Source organism: Streptomyces sp. NRRL B-1140 (assembly GCF_001280065.1).
Taxonomy (GTDB): domain Bacteria; phylum Actinomycetota; class Actinomycetes; order Streptomycetales; family Streptomycetaceae; genus Streptomyces.
Map to the genome: position 1 here is coordinate 314,742 of NZ_LGEA01000001.1, position 18,040 is coordinate 332,781.

Below are 18,040 nucleotides of genomic sequence, written 5' to 3' on the forward strand. Positions count from 1 at the left end.
GCCCCCTGCCTCGGGGGCCACCGTCACTTTATCGAGCCTCTGCATGGACGCCATGGGCGACCAGGCTCAGTCCTGTCGCGCGACTACCGCGTGTACGGGGCGTCGGGCGTCTTGTCCGGCGCGTTGCAGAAGTGCGCCGTGTCCGGGTCGATGCCCGGGTTCGGGTCGGGCGCGTAGACCACGATGTCCCACGGGTTGCCGGAATGGCCGCCGGACATGGTGCAGTTCGCGTACGGGTCGTCCGTGCCCGGCGGGGAGGCCGGACCACTGAAGTGGTAGAAGTCGCCCGTCGTGATCGGCGCGCTGGAGCCGGTGAAGGCACCGCTCAGGTCGATGGCCTTGTCGTTGCGGTACAGGTACTGGTTCGGCATGTAGCTGGAGCGCAGGATCGAGGCACCGCTGACCTGCTTGAGGGTGCCGTCGGCACAGCTCTTGAAGTCCAGCTCCTGCCAGATCGGCGGGGCCTCGCCGAAGATCGACCCGGTGACGCCCGGCTTGAAGAACATGTTCCGGATCTCCTGGGACATCAGCGCCATGGGATTGTCGGACGAGCCGGTGTCGCTCGAGACCCGGTTCACCCAGTCCTGCACGCTGTCGGTGAGCCCCTTGTCCGCCAGGGCGCTGCGATAGCCGATCGAGCCGCCCGCGGTGTGCATCACCGCGACACAGGTGCCGCCGGCGTCCGTGACCACGTTGTCGTCGTTGTCGGTGATCACGGGCTTCACGCCGATCGACTTGTACGCGCGTCCGGGCAGGATGCCGTTGCTGTCGGTCGCGGTGGTGGTCGTCCTTCCGTCGTGGACGTTCAGGTTCGTCGTGGTGTAGTCCAGGTCCGGCGGTGTGATGCCGTAGTCCGTCTGGAGCGCGGCGAAGAACTCCCGCACGAAGTCCGGGATGTGTGTGTCGGCGGTGCGGTCGTCGTAGGACACGCTCTCGCTGCCCTGGATGATCTTCCCGTCGTCGGTCTTCACGTACGAGACGGTGGCCTTGTTGTACATCTTGTACGCGCCGTCGTCCGTGCCGAACCAGTCCGGTCTGCTGTCGGACGTGGGCCGCTTGGTGTACGGGTTGGCGAAGTGCATCCAGGCGGGGACGCTGGAGCCGTCGGGGTGATCGGTGGTGCTGGTGCCGGCCTGTGTCACCTCGTCGTGCCACCGCTGGGCGGCGGCCTTGGTCTCCGGCTTGACGCAGGTCGGGGAGCCCACCGTGTCGATGCAGGTAGGCAGGGCGATGATCTTCCCCGAGACGTCCAGCGCCCAGTCGTGCAGGGCCTGACGCGACTTCAGCGGGGTGTTGAAGAGGCTCGACTCGGGGCGGACGTCGATGTTCTGGTCCTCGTCGAAGAACGCGTCCGCCTCGACGGTGTCCGAGACGTACGAGCCCTGCACCGGCTGGAAGGCGACGGCGCCGTAGGCGACGTCCTGGTCGGCGTTCCCGTCGTCGGCGTAGTTCACCAGCGTCACGCTGGGGGTGCCGGTGAATTTGTACGCGCCGAGCGACACCCACGTGTTGCTGTTGTCGTCCTGGTCGACGACCACGTCGCGGGTGCCGCCCGCCACGCCGGAGACGCTGTAATGCGCCTGCTTCGTCTGCGCCCCGGTGTCCGGTACGTGCACGTAGACCTTGGCGAGGTCGAAGGTGCCGTCGGGGATCCACGTGCCGCGGATCGTCATCGGGCCGGAGGTCGTACCGCCCAGATGGGCGTCGTTGCGGGTGTGCGTGTACCAGAAGTGGCCGCCGTAGCCGCCGCCGATCTGGTGCAGGTCCGCCTTGGCCTCGTAGTGCTGGTCGGCGTCCGCGTAGAACGTGAAGCGGAAGGTGCCGGCGGACTGTATCGCGCCGCAGTCGCTCCAGGTCGGTGTGCCGTCGGGTACGGAGGCGACGACGGTGGAGCCGGACGGGGCGCCGCTGCACACGGGGGTGCCGTTCTTGAGACGGTAGCCGCGGCCCGGCTCGGAGATCAGCGTCTGGTACTTGATGTTCTCGTTGCCGCAGGTGGTGGCGCAGTCGTCCTTCCAGGTCGCGTTCGACTGGTTCCACCAGTACTGCGCGTAGCAGGCGGCATCCGGGCAGTCCGGCGGGCTGGCCGGGTCGCAGCCGTTGTGGACGTTGCAGAAGGTGCTTTTGGGCGGGGAGACCAGGGAGCGCTGGACGTCGTTGATCCACCAGGCGGGGCGGAAGCCCGCCGAGGAGAAGCCTGCCTCGCCCGCCCAGTCCTGGCGGCCCGAGGTGGCGTAGGAGAAGCCGGTGTCTATGGACCAGGCGGCCCAGCCCATCACCTTCTCCTCGTACGGCCAGTCCTGCGGATGTGCCGCGTCGTGGTTGGCGTCCGGGTCGACCGTCGTGTCCATGAACGGTTTGTCGTTCTTGTACACCGGGTTGGCGGGGTTGTTGTACCAGCCGAGACCCCAGGGGGTGCCGGGAGCGCCGGGGGCGTTGAAGCCCAGGTTGTAGTTCCAGGCGGCGGTGAACCAGTTCTCCACCTTGGCCGGGTCGTCGTTGTTGACGGTGACCGTCTGGCCGGCGGTGTGCACCTCGTTCCACTTGTCGGCGAGGATCTTCATCGACGCTGCGATGTTGCTCGCGTAGTCGACGGCGACGATCTTCTGCTTCCCCGGGGACAGAGATGTCTCGTTGTCCTTCTCGTGCCCGGCCATCCGCATGCCGTCGGTGACCTGGCCCACTCCGTAGCCGCAGTCGGACTTGTCCCAGTGGATCTTCCAGTAGTCGGCGAGCGTGCCGCCGCTCTGGTGGCCGTAGTAGCCGTCCACAGCCGCCAGCGGGCTGCCCATCTGGCCGGGGATGGCGCCGGACTCGGCCTGCCACAGGTTCGACTCCTGCGCCAGGATGCCGAGCATGACGTTGACCGGGATCCGGGCACCGGCGGCGCCGTTCAGCGTCGGCTTCGGGAAGAGGCCCTGCGGGTCGACCGTCCCCAGGCCCGCCTGGTCGCGGTAGCCGCCCTGCCGGATGTAACCGGAGGTCAGATCACCGCGCACGGCCATGTCCACGGCCCACTCGACCTGGTTCGGCGTCGGCTGCAGCGCCTGTGCACCCACATCGTTGCGGGAGACCGAGCACCAGCGGTCCGGGTCGGTCGGGTCGTGTGCCGGGTCGGTGGCCGTCGTCGTGGTGGCGAGCGCCGTGCGCTCCAACTGTGTCTGCAGGCCCGCCGGTGCGTTCTCCGTGACCGGCTTGCTGCCCGTGCCCAGGGCGGGCGAGGGCTTCTCGGTGCCCGCGGCGGCCTGCGGCGCCACCTTCTGGGTCACCGCGGTGCCCGTGGTGGCGGCGGTGGCGGTGATGGTGGTCGGCTCCGTCTTCGCCAGCGTCTTCGGCGAAACGGCCGGCGTGTCCGTGCCCGGCGCCGCCTTGTTCTGTCCGGCCTTGGTGAAACCTCGTCCGGCCTTCTGGATGCGGTCGAGCCCCGCCTTCATGCCGGGGGTGAGGACCGGGTCGACGGCGAGTCGGCCCTGCGTGGACACATCGGTGCCGGCCGGCACATCGAGCCGGGTGATGCCCGTGCCCCGGGTGTGCACGGCACCGGACAGCCTGCCCGTCAGATACGCCTTGCCGGGCCCGCCTGCGGCCAGGTCGAGTGCACCGGGCCTGCCGGAGGCCACCGTGGCCGCCTTGCCGTGACCGCGCCAGATCTTCGCCGTGTGCTTCTTCGTGCCGCGTTCGACGAAGGCGATCCTCCTGCCGTCCGCGTCCAGCGGCCGGATGTCGAAGGCGACCGCGTCCGCGGACGTCACCTTCGTCGTCCTGCCCGACGTGCTCTTGCCCGTGTCGCCGAGGCGGACCAGGTTGCGGCCCAGTGCGCCGACGGCCCCGCCGGTGACCGGCGCGGCCGAGGTGACCTCGCCCTTCACCGACGCCTGGGTCAGCTGCCTGCCCGCCGTGTCCACGGTGACCACGCGGCTCTTCGTCCTGGCCGGGTCGTTCATGTCCCGGTAGGTGGTGAACGCCGCCGTGTGCGCTGAGGTGTTGCACGTGGGGTCGAAGTAGGCGAGCGACGCGGTGAAGCCGAGTTTGGTGACCGAGCCCGTGCTGGTGTTGACGACGGCCGTGAAGGCTCCGCCCTGGAACAGGTCGGGTTTGTTCGTGAACGTACGCGGCGCGTAGACGACGGCAGCGTGGTCACGGTCCATCAGGCACTGGTTGCCGATCCAGGAATCGGCCGGCAGGCCCGGCTCTGCCAGGATCGCCGCGGTCTTCCACGCGTACGCGTTCTTCGAGTCGGCGACCAGGATGTGCAGGCCGTCCGCGTCCGCGGCGGCCGTCACCGCCCGGTCCCGGGAAGTGTTCCACCCCTTGCCGAGCTTCTTGCCCGGATCCTTGATCCGGCCGGAGGACAACGCGGGCGCGGAATCCTTGGAAGAAGGGATATCCGACCAGAGGTTGTGACCGGACTTCGTTTTCGCGCCGGCTGCGCCGCCCGGCGTGCCGAATGCGGGGGCCGAGCTCAGCAGGCCACTTCCCAACGCGGTGCACGCCGCTATGACGATCAAAGGTCTGTGAATTCTTCGTCGAGGTCTCAAGACGCAAATCCCCTGCTTTCCCGGTTCTTATGTGAGTGGGGACGGCCGGCTCGCCCACGCGCAGCACTCGACCGACGACCCCGGTCGGGCGTCCCGCCGGCTTCCTACTTCCGATCGACGACGGGAGTGAACTCATCGACGTAGATCTTCGGTACCTGCGGAACCGGACCCATGTCTTTCGAGCCGATCAGCGCGTCATCCCGCCCGGTTTTTCCCGGAGGAACGTCCTGAAGCCAGAACCGGTTGTACGCGGTCCAGCCCGCACCGTCGGCAATGCTGATCTGGACCGAGTACGTCGCACGCCGCTCGTAGGTGTTGGCCACCTCGATCTCGGTACGCACACCGCTGTTCTCCGGTGTGGCGCGCACGGTCAGATCTCCGTACACCAGGACACGCGTACGGCCTTCGGAGTGCACCGACGGAACAGGCGAGGGACGTGCCTGCGGACTGCTCCGCTCAGCGCCCGGAGTCACCGGCCGCCGCGACACGGGGGCCTTGTCGGCGGCGCCGTCCGTACATCCGGTGGCCAGCAGGCATGCCGCTGTCAGGTACAGAGCCCGGGTCAGCCACGGTCCGGGCGCCACTGCACCGGCTCTCACCGGGCGGAATCCGCCATCTGCTTGCTCGCGGCGGCGACTTCCCTGTCGTGCTGCTCCTTGATGCCGGTCAGCCGGCTCTTGTTGTCGGTGATCTGCTTGTTCTGGATGGCCGACTCCACGCCGAACCAGATCTTCACCAGGTCCGTCTGCGTCTTGCAGTCGATGTCGTCGACCGCCAGCGCGATGGACTCCTGCGTCGGTTTCCCGTCGTCGGTGACCCCTTGGTCCATGGCCTTGTAAGGGTCGGCGAGCCCTGAGTGCCCCTTGCCGTCCATGCATGAGGACCAGGCGGCGACGGCCTTGACGACCTTGTCGTCCTTCAGGGACTGTTCCAGGCTGTCACCGGCGAGCTGCGCCACGAAGGTCGGGTCGGCTCCCTGCACGCCGAGCTGCTCCTTGGACCATCCGACGCAGCCGCCCGTCTTCAGCCTCTTCCCGTTGTACTCCGCCCGAGCCGGCTTCGTGCCCTGGTTCGGCGCGGCGACCGGCTCTCCCGCCTTGACCGTGTGCGGCGGTTCGGGCTTGGTGTGGCCGGTCAGGACCTCGACCTCGGCATCGGACAGATCACGCATGGGCTGCGTGGTGTGCTCCTGCAGCGCCGGGGGGAGCTCGTAGCCGTACTTCTCGGCATCGGCCCGGTCGGTGATGCCGTAACGGCGTTCGATGTTGGCATCGTTGTCGCTGGGGGGCGGGTTGGCGCCTGCTCGCGGCAGCGTCAGGTCGATGCCGTAGTCCTTCATACAGGACTGCTGAAGATCATCGGCGGCCTGCTCCACGGCGACCTGGTCCTCGTAGGAGTCCATGTACGCCTCCAGCGGGAGGGTCAGACCTTTCGTCAGGCCACGGGTGGGAACCTTTTCGGGCCAGTTCTCCTTGTTCACGATCGGTCTGCCGTCAGCCGTGTTCTGCGTGGTGTGCGCACTCGTGACGGCGGAGCAGGCGCTGACCAGGAGAGCTGAAGCGGCCAGGGCTACGGCGGTGGCGGTCCGCTTGGTGTTCTGCACGGAAGTTCCTTCTTACGCGAAGTGGGAGGAGGCGTTGTTGTTCTTCAGGGCGGAGATCAGGTCGGTGATGTTGCAGTCTCCGTAAGGCCCGTTCTTCGCGAAGTACTGAGAGGTGCCGCCGTAGCCGGAGTTGTAGTAGACGCGGTAGTTGTCGTCTTCGGCGCAGTTCTGAACGGACGCCGCGTTGTTCTTCATGTACTGGCCGTTTCCATAGCCGCCGTTGCCGAAGACGTACCGGTAGGTCGACAGCGACGAACCCTCGTACTGGCTTGTGCCCCAGTGGTCGGACACGTTGCCGTAGAACGTCGTGAACGCCGACTTGTAGTAGCCGTCCTGGATGGCGATGTCCTTCGAGTTGTAGAACAGCCACAAATCACCGTACGAGCAGGTGATCCACGGAACGTCGCAGTTGTCGGTGACGTTGTAGGTGGCCGCCTGGGCGGGTGCGGCGCCGAACAAGAGCGACGCACCCGCGGCAAGGACCGTTCCAGCCGCAGCCAGCTTGCTGCGGGCAGATTTGACTGTCATGAGCCCCTCCCCCCACCAACGCCACGCCGGCGTCGGTGACACAGTGTCAGTTGCGGTGTACACATGCCTTTTTCGCAGTGCGATATCCGCGGACGGGCGAGAAGCTATCACCCTCCTATGTAAAGGGAGGCACAAGAACTTGATGAGCAATTGCCAAGAGTTCGGTTCGGGTGCGGCGTGAACAGGAATCGGCGTCCTTTTTGTGCGCTCGGCGAGGGCGCCCTCAGCGAATGCGGCACCGCCGTCGAGTCCGCCGGGGAGCGACCCGGCCGCAGGCGCCTTTCCTGGGACCTGCCGCCGCGTGGAGGGGCGTGCCCGCGAGACGACCGGAAGGCGCATTCGCGCGGGTCGGATGCTCTGACCGGCGGAGCGTCGCAGGTCACAGCGCCTGCTGTCGCCTCCGGGACACGGCAGGAGCGCGCCCTCAGGTGTGGGCCCCGCCGTAACGGGATAGTCCGCCCCTGTGGACGCGCTCCTGGTGACCTTCGGGCACAGCACCGCCGGCCGGGACCGGATCGGCGAGCTGCTGCGTGATGCCGGTGTGTCCGCCGTCGTCGACGTGCGGACCGCTCCCGGGAGCCGCCGCAACCCCGATCTGCTGCGGGAGCGGCTCGCCGAGTGGATGCCGGCGGCCGGCATCGCCTACCGGTGGGAACCCGGCCTCGGCGGGTTCCGCCCGCTGCCCGCGGACAGCCCGGACGTCGTCTGGCGCAACGAGTCCTTCCGCGGGTACGCCGCCCACACCCGCTCCCCCGAGTTCGTGACCGCGATGGACCGGCTGCTGCGGGAGGCGGCTGGCGCACGAACCGCCGTGATGTGCAGCGAGGCGGTCTGGTGGCGCTGTCACCGCCGTCTCATCGCCGACTTCGCGGTGCTGGCCCGCGGCGTCCCCGCCCGGCACCTCATGCACGACGGGCGGCTGAGTGCGCATGCGCCGACACCGGGAGCCCGTCTGCGCGACGACGGGCTCCTCGTGTACGACGCCCCCACCGAGCCGCCCCGGGGCTGAGCCCGTCAGTACAGCTTGTTCACCGCCGTCACCGTCGTCGCCTTGAAGTCCGCCACCTGGGCGTGCTGGAAGTTGCCCATCTGGCCCCAGCGGACGACCGTCACGGTCGCGCCGTCGCGGCCGACCGAGAAGAGGTTGATGTCGGAGGAGCCCCAGGCGGAGACGGTGTGGATGCCGTAGACGTCGGCGCCCTCCTCGACGTTCAGCTTGCCGTAGTACTTCTGCGTCGCCGTGATGTCGGGGTCCTGCTGCATCAGCTTCTTCGCACAGCCGGCGAGGTCCTTGCGCAGCAGCGCCGCGAAGTCCTTCGCCCACTGCTCGCTGCGCCCCTCGACCGTGAGCTGCTGGGCGTTCGTGTCGTACTCCGTCCAGTACTCCCGGTGCGTGGTGATGGACGGCAGCGCGTCGCCCACGCACATCGGCAGCGGGTCGGGCTGGCCGGCGGTGACCGGCCCCGCGTACCAGGGAGAGGCCGGGTGCGGCGGCAGCTCGGCCGGCTCCAGGAACCGGGGCGTGTCGGAGGCCGGTGCGGTGGCCGCGACGGCCGGCACGGCGGCCGCGGCGACACCGGCGACGGCTGCCAGCGCGGCCACGGTGGTACGGATGCCTCGGTTACGGATCTTCATGGTCTCCCCCATCGGTTTCCCCCGGCTTTCCCGGCCGGATGCGCGGGCCTTTGCCCTTGCCCCCCGTATGACCCGCCACCCGCCGCGACCGTTGCCCTGTGGGCCTGCCACGGATCCGTTCCGATTGTCACCGCTCCGCTACACGCGGGCCGAGCCCCTCCCCGAGCGCGGCGACGGCGGCGGGGCCGTGGCCGGCGGCGAGGAGAGGGGTACGGATGTCGTGCTCCAGGTCGGGCACGTAGCCGATCAGGACGTCGGCCGGGCCCTGGATGCGGACCTCGCCGAGGACGGCGGGCAGCAGGAGGGTTCGGGCGCGGTCCAGGAGGCCGGTCCAGGGGCCGGCGGTGACGGTGACCGGGGCGCCGGCGTTGGTGAGGATCCGCACGGTGGAGAAGCGGTACGACAGGGGCGTCGCCGCGCCGGCGGACCAGCGTTCGAGGGCGAAGTGCGGGCCGGCGCAGAGCACGGTGCGTACGACACCGTCGTCCTGGCGCACACTCAGGCCGGAGTGGAACTCCGGTCGGGGACCGGGACGCCACTCGTCGAGCAGGCGGTCCAGGTTGGCGTGCCACTCGTGGTCGGGGACGGGCGAGCCGTCCTCCATGCGGTGGCGCATGGCGTGCTGCTGGATGTCGGACGTCTGCTCGATCTCGTACACGAGGGTGTCCGGGCCGAAGCTGTGCAGAGTGCCGCCGGGGACGAAGACGGTCTGCCCGGCGCGGAGCGGCAGGCGGCGCATGACCGCGTCGAAGTCCTGGGCCAGCAGCGCCCGGTGCAGGGTGTCGCGGTCCACGCCGGCGCGGACGCCGACCAGGGCGGTGGCTCCCGGTGCGGCGTCCAGGACGTGCCAGGCCTCCGTCTTGCCGTGGGGTTCGCCCTCCAGACGGCGGGCCGTGGTGTCGTCTGCGTGCAGATGTACAGGAAGCGCCCCGCGGCCGTCGATGAACTTGGTGAGCAGCGGGAAACGCGGCCCGGGCGGGAGCCGTGGACCGAGCAGTTCGACCGGGTGTCCGGCCATGATCTGCCGCAGGGTGCTCCCGGCGAGGGGACCGTCGAGGACGATCGAGGCATCGCCCCCGACGTCGCTGACCTCCCAGGTCTCGGCGACCGGCCCGTCGGGCAGCCCAGTGCGGCCCAGCCGCCGGGCGATGGCCCGGCCGCCGAAGGCGTGCTGCTTGACGGGGGTGGTGAGCCGCAGCGGATGCCAGTCCACGTCCCTCCTCGGGCGGGTCGGTTGCCGTTCCCGGCCCGGAGTACCCCCGGGGCGAGAGGCACACGCGTGCGGCACCCGATGCCCGTGACGGGCCTCGGACCGCGGATGCCGCCACCTCGCGCCCGGCGCGCGCCGCTGCCCCGCCCGTGATCCGCTTCACACCGACCGGAGGCCCGGGCCCGGGCCTTACAGGGCGTAAAGCGACCGAAGAATGGATAGGGGTCATACGGCGATACGCGAGGAGTGTCCGACGTGCCCGGATGCCGGGTGCTGCGGCTTCAGGGGAGGGAGCGCGCATGGACGGCCGGCCCTTGCACGTCGGACCGCAGCCGGAACCCTTGTACCTCGAACCGCGGCTGGAGCCCCGGCTGAGGTCGCTCATGGCGGCGCACGACACGCTGCACTCGCTCGTCGACGCGCTGGGCTCACCTCTGCACGTCGTGGTGCCGGACCAGATCGTCGAGAACCTGGAGCGGTTCCGCTCGGTGTACCGGGCGCACCATCTGCCGGGGCAGGTCTTCTACGCCCACAAGGCCAACCGGTCCAGTGCGCTGCTGCGGCGGCTCGCCGCGACGGACGCGGGCGTGGACGTGGCGTCGCTGGACGAGTTGCAGCACGCGCTGGGTGCCGGGTTCGACGCCGGCCGGATCATGGCCACGGGTCCGAAGAACCCCGAGTTCCTGTGGCTGGCGGCCCGTGCGGGCGTCACGGTCGGCGTCGACGGCGCCGCCGAACTCGACCGGCTCGCCGCCCTGGTGCGCAAGCACGCGCTCGCGCCGGTGCGGGTACTGCTGCGGCTGTCGGGATTCGAGACCTCCGGGGTGAAGGTGCTGAGCCGGCGCAGCCGCTTCGGCACTCCCGTAGCGGAGTTGGAGTCGCTGCTGGAGGCGGTCGAGCGGCATGCCGACGCCGTCGAACCGGCAGGGGTGGCCTTCCATCTGGACACGACGAGCGTCACGGAGAAGGCGACCGCCCTCGAAGGGTGTCTGGCCGCGCTGGAGACGTGCCGGAGCCGGGGGCTGCGACCGCGGGCCGTGGACATCGGCGGCGGGTTCGGCGTCGGCTATCTCGCCGAGCGGGAGCAGTGGGAGGCGTACACGAGCGGGCTCACCGCGGCCGTGCTGGGCCGGCGTCCGCCGCTGACGTGGGGCGGGCACGGCTACGGGCTGCGCGACGAGTCGGGCACTCTGCGCGGCACGCTCGGCCTCTACCCGGCCCACCGGCCCGTCGCCGGCGCCGCCTACCTGGAGGAGCTGCTGGCCCAGCCCGCCGCCGCACTCGGCGGGCGCCCGCTGGCCGCGCTGCTGCTGGAGCACCTCTACGACCTGTACACCGAGCCCGGCCGGGCTCTGCTGGACCAGTGCGGCCTGTCGCTGGCACGGGTCCTGGAGGTCCGCGGCCGGGAGGCCGAAGGGCCCCTGCTCGTACGCCTGGCGGCGAAGGCGGACGACATCGCCCTGGAGGACCACGGCGTGCTGATGGACCCGGTCGTCCTCCCCCGCGGCGGAGCCGGGCCGGGCGGGGGGCCCGTCGCCGTGCACCTCTTCGGCAGCCTCTGTCTGGAGAGCGACCTGATCACCCGGCGCACGGTGTTCCTGCCGCGTCGCCCGGAACGCGGCGACCTGCTGGCCTTCGCCAACACCGCGGGCTACGCCATGGACTTCCACGCCACGCGCGCCCAGCACCAGCCCGCCGCCCGCAAGGTCGCGGCCTGGCAGGACGGCGACGCCTGGCGCTGGTGCCTGGACGACCAGTTCTGGCCGATCACGCCCTCGGGGGGAGCCCAGTGAAGTACGACAGCATCACCGAGGCGATAGGCAACACCCCTCTGGTGCGGATAGACCCGGCCGTGCACGGCCTTCGGAACATCGACCTGTACGCCAAGCTGGAGATGCTCAACCCGTTCGGCTCGGTCAAGGACCGGGCCGCCTGGAGCATGGCGGGGCCCCTGCTGGCGGAGGCGGTCCAACAGGGCAGCCAGGTGGTCGAGCTGTCCAGCGGCAACACGGCCAAGGCCCTCGCGGTCATCGCGGGCATGCACGGCCTGGGCTTCAGAAGCGTCACCAACCGGATGCGGGTGCCGGAGATCAAGGACCTCCTTCTGCTGCTCGGCGCGGAGATCGAGGAGCTGCCCGGGCAGAGCGAGTGCCTGGACCCGACCGCCACGGACGATCCGCTGACCCTGTTCCACCGCGCACTGTCCGCCTCCGGGAGCGCCTGTCTGCACACCGACCAGTACTTCAACCCGCGCAACACCGAGGCCCATCTCACCGGCACGGGGCCGGAGATCGTCAAGGACCTGGACGGCCGGGTCCCGGACTGGTTCGTCGCCTGCGTGGGCACCGCCGGTTCCTCCACGGGCGTCGCCCGAGCCCTGCGCGAGGAGGACCCGTCGGTGCGGGTGGTCGGGCTCGTGGCTGCCAAGTCCGACTTCATCCCGGGAATCCGCACCATCGACGAGGTGCAGGAGGTCGGCCTGTTCGACCCGGACACGTACGACACCCTGGAGTCGGTCGGCGCGGACGAGGCGATCGAGGGGATGCTGACGCTGAACCGCCGTTGCGGCATCCTCGGCGGGCCCACCGGAGGGGCGGCCTACTTCGGCGCGGTCCGTCATCTGCGGGCGCTGGACGAGGAGTCGGAGGAGCGGCGGACGGCCGTCTTCATCGTCTGCGACCGGGTGGAGAGCTATATGAGCTACGTCCGGCAGCGGCGCCCCGATCTGCTGGGCCGGCCGCCCCGGAAGAACTCGCCCGCCGACCTGTCCGACGCCGAGGTCGCCGGGGCACCGTCGGTCACCGTGGCCGACGCCCGGCGCTGGATCGACAGCGACCGGCCGCTCGTGGTGGACCTGCGCAGCCCGTACGCGTATGCGGCGCTGCACATCGACGGGTCTGTCAACATCGTCGACGAGCTGTTCGCCGAACTGGTCCGGGGCGGCCTGCCGTTCAGCAAGCGGCAGTCGGTACTGCTGGCCTGTCCGGTCGGTGAGCAGTCGGCGCGCTACGCGGCACTGCTGACCCGGATGGGCCACCCCGACGTGCGCAGCCTGGCCGGTGGCGTCATCGCCTGGCGGGACGCGGGTGCGCCCCTGGTGCGGGACTGACCGGCATGACCGCACCGCTCACCCGCGAGGATCCGCGCCCGTGGCAGCGGGCGCTGCGCGCGCAGTTCCCCATCGTCACCGGGCATCCGGAGCTGGCGTACCTGGACAGCGCGGCCACGGCGCAGAAGCCGCAGGCCGTGCTGGACGCCGTGCAGAGGTACCTGACGACGTCCAACGCCAACTCCGCGCGTGGCACCTACACCTGGGCCAACCGGACCACGGAGCTCGTCGAGCGGACCCGTGAGCGCGTCGCCCGGTTCCTCGGGGACGCGCGGCCGGAGCGCTCCGCCGTCCACTTCACCTCCGGCACCACCGAGGGGCTGCGGACCATCGCCCGCGACTGGCTGCCGGGTTTCCTGCGCGACGGCGACGAGATCGTCGTCCCGGACGCCGACCACCAGGCGAACATCGTGCCGTGGCTGGAGGCCCAGCGGCTGCTCGCTCGCGAGGGCGTGCACGTGCGGGTGGTGCCGATGCCGTACCAGAGCGGCTCCGGGGACTACGACCACCGCGCCCTGGCCGAACGGGCGGGCCCGCGCACCCGGTTCGTCGCCACCACCCATGTGCACCACGTCTACGGCGGCGACATGAACGTCCAGCGCATCCGCGAGGCCGTCGGCCCGGACGCGGTCATCTGCCTGGACGCCGCGCAAAGCGTCGGCCATCTGCCCGTCTCCGTGGCCGAACTGGACGTGGACTTCGTCGTGTTCTCGGGCCACAAGGCGCTGGCCCTGCCCGGTTCCGGGGCGGTGTGGGCCCGGCAGGCGCGGGGGCCGGCGTTCGCGCCCGGGGGCTGGAGCGGCACACCGAACACCGTGGGCATCGCCTCGCTCGAAGCGGCCCTGGACTGGCTGGACGCGGCCGGTGTCGACCGGATCGAGCGCTGGACGGCCGATCTCGCGACCCGCCTCACGGAGGGGCTGCGCCGGCTGGACGCCTACGAGATCCTCGGCTGCCCGCTCAGCCTGGCGGCCGGCACGACCGTGCAGCGCCGCCGGGGCATCGTGACCCTGCGGCACCGCGCCATCGACTCGGGCGACCTGGGGTTCATCCTGTTCAGCCACGGGTTCATGGTCCGCTCGGACCATCACTGCCAGGGCGACGCGGGCGAGAAGACCGGTTCGGTGCGGGTGAGTCTGCACGTGTACAACACCGCGGAGGAGATCGACCGGCTGCTGTCGGTTCTCGCCTCACTCCCCTGACATGGCCGACTATGCGTAATGGGAACCGTTTCCACCTGTAGGCTCTGACCGGCAGGAGTCAGGTGCGATACGGCGAGGTGGCGCGACCGGATGGGGCTGAGTCTGGCGACGGCGGAGCGATGGGTGGAGCGCTGGGAGCTCCAGCAGCAGCGGTACGCCGTCGACCGCGAGGAGCGGTTCACGGTGATCGCCGACGTCGTCGAGCACGCCACGGCCGGGTGCGCGGCTCCACCCCTCGTCGTGGACCTCGGCTGCGGGCCCGGCTCCCTCGCGGCCCGGCTGATCCGGCGGCTGCCGGACGCGGAGATCGTGGCCGTCGACCGGGACCCCCTCCTGCTGGAGCTGGGCCGCACCCACCACCCGGACGCGGCCCGCTACGTCGACGCCGAGATCGGCGCGCCCGGCTGGACGTGGGCCCTGGATCTGGACCGGCCCCTGGACGCGGCGGTCTCCACCACGGCCCTGCACTATCTCGACCGCGACACCCTGCTGGCGACCTACCGGCAGCTCGCCGTGCTGCTGCGCCCCGGGGGCGTCCTCGTCAACGGCGACCACTTCCCCCAGGGCGAGACGGGCCCGGCCGGGATCGCCGCCCACGTGGGGCGGTGCCGCGCCGAGCGGCAGCGCGTGTTCGCCCACGAGGACTGGAGCTCCTGGTGGGCGGCTGCCGGCGACGACCCGGAGCTGACCGACCTGCTCGCGGAGCGCCGCCGCCGCGCCGCACCCGACACCGGCCGCCCCGCCGAACTCCCGCTCCCCGCCCACCTGGAACTGCTCCGGCGGGCCGGCTTCGACCAGGCCGGACCGGTGTGGCAGTACGGCGACAGCTGCGTGGTCGTGGCGGTGCGCTAGCCGCGTGTTCACCCGCGCGCCCCACACGGGGTGCGGCGGCGGGCGGGCGCTCCGACACTTCATGCGGAGACCGCTCTCTGCCGACCTCCCATGCCGGTCTCGGCGGAAGCGCCGCGAGCGGCCACGCGCACACGCGAGGAGCCCCCATGACCACCGCCGAGCACGCCCCCCACGACAACCACGCCCACACCCACGGCGACGACTGCGGTCATCTCGCCTTCACCCACGGCGACCACACCGACTACGCCCACGACGGCCACATCCACCGGATGCACGAGGGTCACGCCGACGAGTGCGCCAACGCCGGCCACACGGTGCACCGCAACCACGATCACGAGCACGGCGACGCCTGCGGCCATCTGGCCGTACGGCACGGCGACCACACCGACTACGTGCACGACGGCCACCGCCACGCCGCCCATGAGGGCCACTGGGACGACCACTGAGCCGCTGACCGGCATGCAGATCGTTGTCACATGCGCCATGAACGACTGCTCTGTGTCGCTTGGCTCTTGAACCGGTGAGGCCCCGTGAACCCGGGGCGCTCACCGGTTCCGTCCACCGCCGTGCTCAGCTCCGGGTCAGGGTGATGTCCTGGTTGTCGACCGCGTGGAAGACGGGCAGCGGCAGGCCGCCGAAGCTGCGCAGTTCCACCACGGTGGCCTCGACGTGGGCCGGACCGGCCGCAAGCGCGCCGGACCCGACCCGGCCCGAGTTCACCCAGCGGTGCTCGGCGCCGTCGCACACGGCCCGGGTGCCGCCGATGCCGTAACGGGTCGTGGAGGAGCCCTGGCTCACGGAGGAGCTGACGAAGACCGGGCCGCTGGAGCCGGAGCAGCGGTAGGTGCCGGACAGGGTGATGGTGCCGTCGGCGGTGATCCGGCCCACGGCGTCGACCGTGACGGATCCGGTGGGGGCGAGGGCGGACGCGGTGGCGGGCGCCGCGCCCGCGCCCGTGAGCAGGAGCAGCGCGGCACCGGCGGCCGCGCCGAGGAGGGAACGTACACGCATGAGGGAAACCTCCGGGGAAGCATGGAATCGGGGCTTCCACTCGTACCGGTCCCACGGCCCGGGCGCCCGTCATGCTCACCCTTCGGTGGCGAGTGGGAACCGGCCGTCGTGGAACCGTCCTGGGAATGTACGGGGCGTGTCACGCTTCCCGCCGGGCCGTTCCACCGCGCCCGGGACGGGAGGATGGTCTGTCTGTACGCGTCATACGAATCCTTCGGATGGCCCTACCGACGTGGAGGTGCGCCATGTGTGCCCACCAGCCCCAGTGCCCCGCGACCGACTCCCCCTCCCCCGCCGCGCACGTCGTGGCGGCCCGTCCCGAGCAGGGCTGGAGCCTGCTGTGCGACGGGACGGTCGTCTTCGACGACACCGGCGAACTGCTCCCCGACGGGCGCGTGGTGCAGCCCCGCCGGGTGACGGCGCAGGGACTGGCCGTCGCGGCCTGACCCGAGGCCCCTTCACGGCGGCACGGCGGTGTCGCTACGGCAGGACCGCGAAGCCGTCCAGCTCCACCATCGCCTCCGCGTCCCACAGCCGGACGACCTGGACGACCGCCATGGCGGGATAGTCGCGTCCGGCCATCTCACGCCACAGGCGGCCGAGTTCGCGGGCGTGCGCGCGGTACGCCTCGACGTCCGTGGCGTAGACGGTGACCCTGGCCAGGTCCGAGGGGGTGCCGCCGGCCGCGGTGAGGGCGGTCAGCAGGTTGGCGAGGGCCCTTTCGAACTGCTCGGGCAGGGTGCGGCCGGTGACCTTGCCGTCGGCGTCGAGGGCGGTCTGGCCGGCCAGGAACACCACCCGTGACCCGGAGGCCACCACGGCGTGGGAGAAGCCGGCCGGCGGGGACAGCTCGGGCGGGTTGACGCGCTCGGTGCTCACCGGGCCTCCTGACGGGCGTACAAGTCCTTGGCGATGATGCCGCGTTGCACCTCGCTCGCCCCTTCGTAGATGCGCGGGGCGCGCACCTCGCGGTAGAGGTGTTCGAGCAGATGGCCCCGTTGCAGGGCCCGGGCGCCGTGCAGCTGGACGGCCGCGTCGACGACGTACTGCGCGGTTTCGGTGGCGAGCAGTTTCGCCATGGCGGAGCGCCGGGGCACGTCGGGGGCGCCCGCGTCGTACGCCGACGCCGACGCGTGGACCATCAGCCGGGCCGCCTCCGTGCGCAGGGCCATCTCGGCGACCTGGTGCGCGACGGCTTGCAGGTCCTTCAGCCTGCCTCCGAAGGCGTCCCGCCCGGCGGTGTGGGCGAGCGTCGCGTCGAGGGCCGCCTGCGCCATGCCGACGGCGAACGCGCCGACGCTGGGGCGGAACAGGTTGAGCGTTCCCATGGCGACGCGGAAGCCGCGGTCGGGCTCGCCGAGCACGTCGTCGGCGGTCACCGGCACGGCGTCGAAGTCGAGTGCGCCGATCGGGTGCGGCGAGAGCATGTCGAGACCGCGGCCGGTCAGGCCCGGGCGGTCGGCGGGCACGAGGAAGGCGGTGACCCCCCGGGCCCCGGCGCCCGGGGTGGTGCGGGCGAAGACGGTGTAGAAGTCGGCCTCGGGGGCGTTGGAGATCCAGCACTTCTCACCGGTGAGCCGCCAGCGGGCGGGGCCGTCGGGGGCGGCGGTGAGCGCGGTGCCCTCCGAGCCGCGGCCGTCCCGCGAGGCAGCTCGCGCGCCCGGCCGCAGCGCCCGCGCCGACGCCTGCGACGCGGGGTCGTCCCGCGGGTCGGCCTGCGCGTCCGCCCGCCCTGCCGCGTCCGGCGCAGGACCGGCCCGCAGTCCGGCGTCCATCTGAGCCCGTTGCGCGCCCGCCACCACGTCCGACGACCGGCCGCCCTCCCGATCCCCGCCCGTCTCTCCCACCCGCAGCGCCCGCCCCGCCGCGTCCGACGACCTGCCGGCCCATAGGTCCGTGTCCGCCTCCGCCCGGAGTTGCAGCGCCACCGCGTCCGATCCCGCGCCGGGCTCGCTCAGGGCGAAGGCCGCGATCGCCGTGCCGGCGGTCACCCGGGGGAGCCAGCGGTCGCGTTGGGCCTGTGTGCCGCAGGCGTGGACGGGATGGGCGCCGAGGCCCTGGAGGGCCAGGGCCGTCTCGGCTTCCGTGCAGGCGTAGGCCAGGGACTCGCGCATCAGGCACAGGTCGAGCGCGCCCGAGGTGAACAGCCGTCCGAGCAGGCCGAGGCTGCCCAGCTCGGCCACCAGGGCGCGGTTCACCCGCCCCGGTTCACCCTTGTCGGCCGACGGGCGGAGCCGCTCCGCGGCCAGGGCACGCAGTTCGGCGCACCAGGCGAGTTGTGACGGTTCGAGTGAGAATGCGGTCATCGCCGGTCCCTTCTCCGCCACCCTGCGTTCCGGCGGGGCCACTCCG

At 71.2% G+C, this 18,040-nt stretch carries 16 protein-coding genes; 7 read left to right on the plus strand and 9 right to left on the minus strand.

Annotation, left to right across the window (positions count from 1 at the left end):
- Positions 1–83: 83 nt before the first annotated feature.
- The 4 genes from ADK65_RS38390 to ADK65_RS01370 form a co-directional block, all read right to left on the minus strand.
- Positions 84–4,355, minus strand: coding sequence for a hypothetical protein (locus tag ADK65_RS38390; protein ID WP_053667888.1), 4,272 nt, complete (start codon positions 4,353–4,355; stop codon positions 84–86).
- A gap of 287 nt (positions 4,356–4,642) precedes the next feature.
- Positions 4,643–4,906 (minus strand): hypothetical protein, encoded by a 264-nt coding sequence (locus ADK65_RS01360; protein ID WP_159038698.1) that lies wholly within the window; start codon positions 4,904–4,906, stop codon positions 4,643–4,645.
- Positions 4,907–5,133: 227 nt separating this feature from the next.
- Positions 5,134–6,141: a hypothetical protein gene (locus ADK65_RS01365; RefSeq protein WP_053667890.1), complete on the minus strand. Its 1,008-nt coding sequence runs from the start codon at positions 6,139–6,141 to the stop codon at positions 5,134–5,136.
- A 12-nt stretch (positions 6,142–6,153) separates the two neighbouring features.
- Positions 6,154–6,669, minus strand: a complete 516-nt coding sequence (locus ADK65_RS01370; RefSeq protein ID WP_063787978.1) for a hypothetical protein — start codon at positions 6,667–6,669, stop codon at positions 6,154–6,156.
- Between the two features lie 463 nt (positions 6,670–7,132).
- On the opposite strand from ADK65_RS01370, the gene ADK65_RS01375 reads away from it, so the two are divergent.
- Positions 7,133–7,678: a DUF488 family protein gene (locus ADK65_RS01375; protein ID WP_053667892.1), complete on the plus strand. Its 546-nt coding sequence runs from the start codon at positions 7,133–7,135 to the stop codon at positions 7,676–7,678.
- 5 nt (positions 7,679–7,683) lie between these two features.
- Here ADK65_RS01375 and ADK65_RS01380 read toward each other — a convergent pair whose 3' ends face one another.
- Together ADK65_RS01380 and ADK65_RS01385 are read right to left on the minus strand one after the other, a co-directional pair.
- Positions 7,684–8,316 (minus strand): hypothetical protein, encoded by a 633-nt coding sequence (locus ADK65_RS01380; protein ID WP_199825547.1) that lies wholly within the window; start codon positions 8,314–8,316, stop codon positions 7,684–7,686.
- Between the two features lie 115 nt (positions 8,317–8,431).
- Positions 8,432–9,517: a class I mannose-6-phosphate isomerase gene (locus tag ADK65_RS01385; RefSeq protein WP_053667893.1), complete on the minus strand. Its 1,086-nt coding sequence runs from the start codon at positions 9,515–9,517 to the stop codon at positions 8,432–8,434.
- Positions 9,518–9,813: 296 nt separating this feature from the next.
- On the opposite strand from ADK65_RS01385, the gene ADK65_RS01390 reads away from it, so the two are divergent.
- From ADK65_RS01390 to ADK65_RS01410, 5 genes are all read left to right on the plus strand, one after another.
- Positions 9,814–11,307 (plus strand): alanine racemase, encoded by a 1,494-nt coding sequence (locus tag ADK65_RS01390; protein ID WP_053667894.1) that lies wholly within the window; start codon positions 9,814–9,816, stop codon positions 11,305–11,307.
- Positions 11,304–12,623 carry a pyridoxal-phosphate dependent enzyme gene (locus tag ADK65_RS01395; protein WP_053667895.1) on the plus strand — a complete coding sequence of 440 codons (1,320 nt, stop codon included), beginning with the start codon at positions 11,304–11,306 and terminating at the stop codon, positions 12,621–12,623. Before ADK65_RS01390 ends, ADK65_RS01395 begins: the two co-directional genes overlap by 4 nt.
- 5 nt (positions 12,624–12,628) lie before the next feature.
- Positions 12,629–13,825 (plus strand): aminotransferase class V-fold PLP-dependent enzyme, encoded by a 1,197-nt coding sequence (locus tag ADK65_RS01400; RefSeq protein ID WP_053667896.1) that lies wholly within the window; start codon positions 12,629–12,631, stop codon positions 13,823–13,825.
- A 90-nt stretch (positions 13,826–13,915) separates the two neighbouring features.
- Positions 13,916–14,677 (plus strand): class I SAM-dependent methyltransferase, encoded by a 762-nt coding sequence (locus ADK65_RS01405; protein ID WP_053667897.1) that lies wholly within the window; start codon positions 13,916–13,918, stop codon positions 14,675–14,677.
- A gap of 146 nt (positions 14,678–14,823) precedes the next feature.
- Positions 14,824–15,123 (plus strand): hypothetical protein, encoded by a 300-nt coding sequence (locus ADK65_RS01410; protein WP_053667898.1) that lies wholly within the window; start codon positions 14,824–14,826, stop codon positions 15,121–15,123.
- Between the two features lie 124 nt (positions 15,124–15,247).
- Here the strand turns inward: ADK65_RS01410 and ADK65_RS01415 are convergent, their stop codons facing one another.
- On the minus strand, positions 15,248–15,688 hold the full coding sequence (locus ADK65_RS01415; RefSeq protein WP_053667899.1) for a DUF6299 family protein: 441 nt from the start codon (positions 15,686–15,688) through the stop codon (positions 15,248–15,250).
- 245 nt (positions 15,689–15,933) lie between these two features.
- On the opposite strand from ADK65_RS01415, the gene ADK65_RS01420 reads away from it, so the two are divergent.
- Positions 15,934–16,134, plus strand: coding sequence for a DUF5999 family protein (locus ADK65_RS01420; protein WP_033308433.1), 201 nt, complete (start codon positions 15,934–15,936; stop codon positions 16,132–16,134).
- A gap of 34 nt (positions 16,135–16,168) precedes the next feature.
- On the opposite strand, the gene ADK65_RS01425 is transcribed toward ADK65_RS01420, so the two are convergent.
- Complete coding sequence (locus ADK65_RS01425; RefSeq protein WP_053667900.1) at positions 16,169–16,567, minus strand: RidA family protein; 399 nt, start codon at positions 16,565–16,567, stop codon at positions 16,169–16,171.
- Positions 16,564–17,994: an acyl-CoA dehydrogenase family protein gene (locus tag ADK65_RS39050; protein ID WP_053668009.1), complete on the minus strand. Its 1,431-nt coding sequence runs from the start codon at positions 17,992–17,994 to the stop codon at positions 16,564–16,566. The genes ADK65_RS01425 and ADK65_RS39050 overlap by 4 nt, the downstream gene beginning before the upstream one ends.
- Positions 17,995–18,040 lie beyond the last annotated feature (46 nt).